General features: G+C 72.3%; 5 protein-coding genes and 1 pseudogene. 3 read left to right on the top strand and 3 right to left on the bottom strand.

Annotated elements, in window-relative coordinates:
* A pseudogene (locus KBX39_RS23585) lies at positions 1–180 on the top strand (hypothetical protein); the annotation flags it as partial.
* A 58-nt stretch (positions 181–238) separates the two neighbouring features.
* Positions 239–829 (top strand): pyridoxamine 5'-phosphate oxidase family protein, encoded by a 591-nt coding sequence (locus KBX39_RS23590; protein ID WP_043324102.1) that lies wholly within the window; start codon positions 239–241, stop codon positions 827–829.
* A 6-nt stretch (positions 830–835) separates the two neighbouring features.
* On the opposite strand, the gene KBX39_RS23595 is transcribed toward KBX39_RS23590, so the two are convergent.
* On the bottom strand, positions 836–2,317 hold the full coding sequence (locus KBX39_RS23595) for a peptide MFS transporter (RefSeq protein ID WP_043330143.1): 1,482 nt from the start codon (positions 2,315–2,317) through the stop codon (positions 836–838).
* A 224-nt stretch (positions 2,318–2,541) separates the two neighbouring features.
* Between KBX39_RS23595 and KBX39_RS23600 the strand changes: the two genes are divergently transcribed.
* Positions 2,542–2,883, top strand: a complete 342-nt coding sequence (locus KBX39_RS23600; RefSeq protein ID WP_007070998.1) for an RNA polymerase-binding protein RbpA — start codon at positions 2,542–2,544, stop codon at positions 2,881–2,883.
* A gap of 327 nt (positions 2,884–3,210) precedes the next feature.
* Here KBX39_RS23600 and KBX39_RS23605 read toward each other — a convergent pair whose 3' ends face one another.
* Positions 3,211–3,750, bottom strand: a complete 540-nt coding sequence (locus KBX39_RS23605; RefSeq protein WP_210872552.1) for an FxsA family protein — start codon at positions 3,748–3,750, stop codon at positions 3,211–3,213.
* 53 nt (positions 3,751–3,803) lie between these two features.
* Positions 3,804–4,595, bottom strand: a complete 792-nt coding sequence (locus tag KBX39_RS23610) for a polyprenol monophosphomannose synthase (RefSeq protein WP_064445994.1) — start codon at positions 4,593–4,595, stop codon at positions 3,804–3,806.
* Positions 4,596–4,758 lie beyond the last annotated feature (163 nt).

Here is a 4,758-nt window from a genome sequence, read left to right on the forward strand (position 1 = left end):
GAGCTGGCCGACGCGCGGCGTGCCGCGAGCGCCGCCGAGGCGCGGGCGGCCGACCTGGCCGCGCGCACGGCCGTGATCGAGGCGGACCGGGACGCCGCGCAGCGGCGCGCCGGGCAGCTCGCCGACCAGGTCAGTGACCTGGCGACGGCGCTGGCGCGGCTCGGCACCCGCACCGGCTGACCGCCACGGGCTGGGAAGGGGGCAGCGCCGGACCCGTGCCGGCGGCGAGGATCGGGGCATGGGAAAGACATACGAGCGCATCGACGGCCGGCTGCGGGACTTCATCGAGGCGCAGCCGATGTTCTTCGTCGCCACCGCCCCGCTGTCCGGTGACGGCACCGTCAACCTGTCCCCGAAAGGGCTGCGCGGCTGCTTCGCGGTGCTCGACGAGCACACGGTGGCGTATCTGGACTTCGCCGGCAGCAACGCCGAGACCATCGCCCACCTGCGGGAGAACGGCCGGATCACGCTGATGTGGTGCGCGTTCGCCGGCCCGCCGAACATCGTGCGGGTGCACGGGCGCGGCGAGCCGGTGTTCCGTGACGACCCGCGCTGGCCCGGCCTGCTGCGGCACTTCCCCGACATCGATCCCGGCCCGCACGGCCTGCGGGCGATCATCGTGGCGCACGCCGAGCTGATCCGCGACACGTGCGGCTACGCGGTGCCGTTCATGACCTACGACGCCGACCGCGACCTGCACGAACGCCGGTTCGCCCGGGAGGACGACACGTCGCTGAGCGCGTACTTCGCCGGCAAGGACCACGTCGCCACCAGCATCGACGGGCTGCCCGGCCTGCCGCTGCCACTGCCGCCCACTCCGTCGGTGTGAGCCAGGTCAGTGGATGCCGGCCATCAGGGTCCGGATCTGGCGGGTGAACATCACCGCGGCCAGGCCCAGCACCACCGAGGCCAGCCCGAAGGTCAGGAAGTACACCGGCTGCGACCAGGCGCCGGCCAGCCGGGCCACCTGGCCGCCGATCGCGTCGCCGACGGCGGTGGCGAGGAACCACAGGCCCAGCATCTGACTGGCGTACTTGACCGGGGCCAGTTTGGTGGTGGCGGACAGGCCGACCGGGCTCAGCGACAGCTCGCCGGCCACCTGGATCGCGTACACCGCGACCAGCCACAGCGGTGAGACCAGGTCGCCGCCGACGGCGGCCCGCGCGGCGGCGGCCATCAGCACGAACGACAGACCGTTGAGCACCAGGCCGACCGCGAACTTCGTGGGCGTGGACACCCGGTGCCCGAGCTTGAGCCACAGCGCGGCGGCCAGTGGCGCGCCGATGATGATCAGGATCGGGTTCACCGACTGCAGCCAGGACGCCGGGAACGTGAACCCGCCCACCGAGCGGTCGGTCTGGTCGGCGGCGAAGATGTTCAGCACCGATCCGGCCTGGTCGTAGATGAGCCAGAACGAGGCAGCGAACACGAACAGCCACACGTACGCCTTCATCCGGCTGCGTTCGGTGCCGCTGATCTCCCGGTCGGTGAGGATGCGCGCGAAGTAGCCGACTGTCACCAGCACCGTCACCACTGTGAGCAGGTTGACCACGGTGTCGACGGTGAACCAGCCGGCCAGCAGCAGCACCAGCAGCACCGCGAGCAGAATCCCTGTGGCCACGCCGATGCGGGTCAGCGCGCGTCGCCGGTCCGCGCCGAGCAGTGGGTCCGCCGGGCGGGCACCGGCGTCGCCGAGGTTGCGCCGGCCCAGCACGTACTGGAGTACGCCGAAGGTCATGCCGACCGCTGCCGCGCCGAACCCCAGATGCCAGTTGATCTTCTCGCCGAGGAAGCCGGTGATCAGCGGCGCGATGAACGCGCCCAGGTTGATGCCCATGTAGAAGATCGAGAACCCGGCGTCGCGGCGCGGCGAGTCCCGCTCGTACAGGTCACCGACCATGGTGGAGATGTTCGGTTTGAGCAGGCCGGTGCCGAGCACGATCAGCGCCATGCCGGCGAACACGCTCCACCCGGTCGGGATCGCCATCACGTAGTGGCCGGCGGCGATCACCACGCCGCCCCACAGCACACTGCGTCGCGCGCCGATCAGCCGGTCCGCCACCCAGCCACCGGGCAGGGCCATCAGGTAGACCATGGCGTTGTAGGTGCCGTACACGGCGTTGGCGCTGGACTCACCGATGTCGAGTCCGCCGTCGGCGACCGCGGCGGTCAGGTACAGCACCAGGATCGCCCGCATGCCGTAGAAGCTGAACCGCTCCCACATCTCGGTGAGGAAGAGCGTGGACAGCGCACGGGGATGACCGAAGAAGGTCTTGCCCGCGGGTGGCCGGGCCCCGACCGGCGCGTCACTGCTCATCGTCACCTCCGGCACGCAAACAGGTGGGTAACATCCCCATTGACAGGCGAAACACTCCACCGATTCGGCCCGGCCGGGGACGACCCCGCCGGGCAGCTGTCATGGCCGGTTACCCTTGGTTCTTCCGACCCGCGTACGGCCCTGCCGACGTGGGTGGGGAATGGGCGAACGGTGACCGGCCGTTACACCTGAAGACCAGCACCACGGACGAGGGGAAGTCGATCATGGGCGAGCGCATGCTGCGCGGTAGCCGGCTGGGCGCGGTCAGCTACGAATCCGACCGCAACACGGAGCTCGCGCCGCGCCAGACCCGCGAGTACCTCTGCGCCAAGGGCCACCAGTTCGAGGTGCCGTTCGCCGTCGACGCCGAGGTCCCGACGACCTGGGAGTGCAAGTTCGACGGCAGCGTCGCCCGCCTGGTCGACGGCACCGAGCCGGAGCAGAAGAAGGCCAAGCCGCCGCGTACCCACTGGGACATGCTGCTGGAGCGGCGCTCGATCGCCGAGCTGGAGGACATCCTCGCCGAGCGGCTCCAGGAGGTCCGGACCCGTCGCGGTCGCGCCTGAGCATCTCCCGCATGACCGAAAACGCCCCCGGGATCACCCGGGGGCGTTTCCGTTGCCAGGGGCGGGGCGGGCGCCACTTCGGGGAGGTGGCGGTATCGCAGCGGCCTTGATACCGCCACCTCCCCGAACTGGCGTCGATCATGGGGCGGGTGGGGAGACCGTGGGCGGCCGATCCGCCGCATGTGGGCAAACCGGGGTGCCGGGTCTGTGGACGGGCCGCCAGTTCGGGGTGGTGGCGAGGTCGGGCGCGGTCTGATGCCACCACCTCGGCGAAGTGGAGTCGATCAAGGCCGATGGCGTGGCACCGCGTGGGCGCAGCGCAGCGCGTCAGCGGTCTACGATCTCGCCCTCAATGGCCTTGCCGGGGTCGGTGACCGGCTGGGGCGTCGGCGCGGGACCCGGCGACGGTGACGGTGTGGGCTGCGGGGTCGGCTGCGGCGCGCCCCGGTACACCCGTACCCGCCGTGGCCCGAACAGGTCACCGGCGACCATCGACGACACCCGCCGCTCGGTGGCCCGGCGCACCCCGCCACCGGCCAGCCGGCGCATCGGCGGCAGCAGCAACAGCAGGCCCACCACGCCGCTGACCAGGCCCGGCATCGCCAGCAGCAGCGCACCCAGCAGCCCGACCAGCCCGTCTGTCACCTCGGGGCCCGGTGGGCGGCCGGCCTGCGCCGCCGCGCGGAATCCGCGCCACGCCCGCATGCCCTCGCGGCGCAGCAGCACCAGGCCCAGCAGGGACGCGCCGAACACCAGCAGCACCGCCACGCCGAACCCGACAGCCCGGCCGACCAGCACGAAAACGGTCAGCTCCAGCAGCGCCAACAGCAGCAGGGCCGGGGGTACGTACTTCAGTCCTCGGCGCATCTCACCTCATCCGCCCGGGGTCATCACGCCCCTCAAGCATGACACGCCTCGGCTCAAGGCCAGCGGGCGAGCGCGTCCGGGCGGGCGGACGCGGTCGCCAAACGGTCCCGCACTCCCCACCGGGTGACCCGCCACAGCGCCTCGGCCACGATCAGCGGGCTCATCTTGCTGTCGCCGTGTTCCCGCTCGGCGAACGTGATCGGCACCTCCACGATGCGTACCCCGGCGCGGTGCGCCAGCCGGGACAGCTCGACCTGGAAGGCGTACCCCTGGGAGCGCACCGAGTCCAGGTCGATGGCGTCCAGCGCGCTGCGCCGGTACACCCGGTAGCCGCCGGTGGCGTCGCTGACCGGCATGCCCAGCGCGAGCCGCGCGTACAGGTTGCCGACACGCGACAGCAGCAGCCGCTGCCACGGCCAGTTCAGCACCCGCGCGCCGCGCGTCCACCGGGAGCCGATCACCACGTCGGCGTCGCGGGCGGCGTCCAGCAGCGCCGGCAGGTCCTCCGGCGCGTGCGAGCCGTCGGCGTCCATCTCCACCACGGCGTCGTAGCCGCGTGCGCGGGCCCAGGCGAAACCGGCCAGGTAGGCCGCGCCGAGCCCTTCCTTGCCTTCGCGGTGCAGCACGTGCACCCGCGGGTCGTCCCCGGAGAGCCGGTTCGCGATCGCGCCGGTGCCGTCGGGGCTGTTGTCGTCGGCGACGAGCACGTCCACCCCCGGCGCCGCCGCACGTACCCGGGCGACGATCCGTTCGACGTTGTCGGCCTCGTTGTAGGTGGGGATGACCACCAGGACCCGCCCCACCCCGGGATGGCCGGCCGTCCGCCTGTCGGCTGTCACCGCCACCGTCGCACCGCCTCCCGCTCGTCGGCTCAGCCGGGAGCGACCTCCCGGCGGCGGCGCAGCACGGCCGCGCCGGCCAGGGCCGCGACCGCCAGCGCCGTGAGCGCCACCTCCGGCCACACCCCGGCCGTGGTCGCCGGGGTACGCCCGTTGCCGAGTTCCATCT

The sequence above is a fragment of the Micromonospora sp. D75 genome (genome assembly GCF_018070405.1).
GTDB classification, from domain to species: domain Bacteria; phylum Actinomycetota; class Actinomycetes; order Mycobacteriales; family Micromonosporaceae; genus Micromonospora; species Micromonospora chalcea.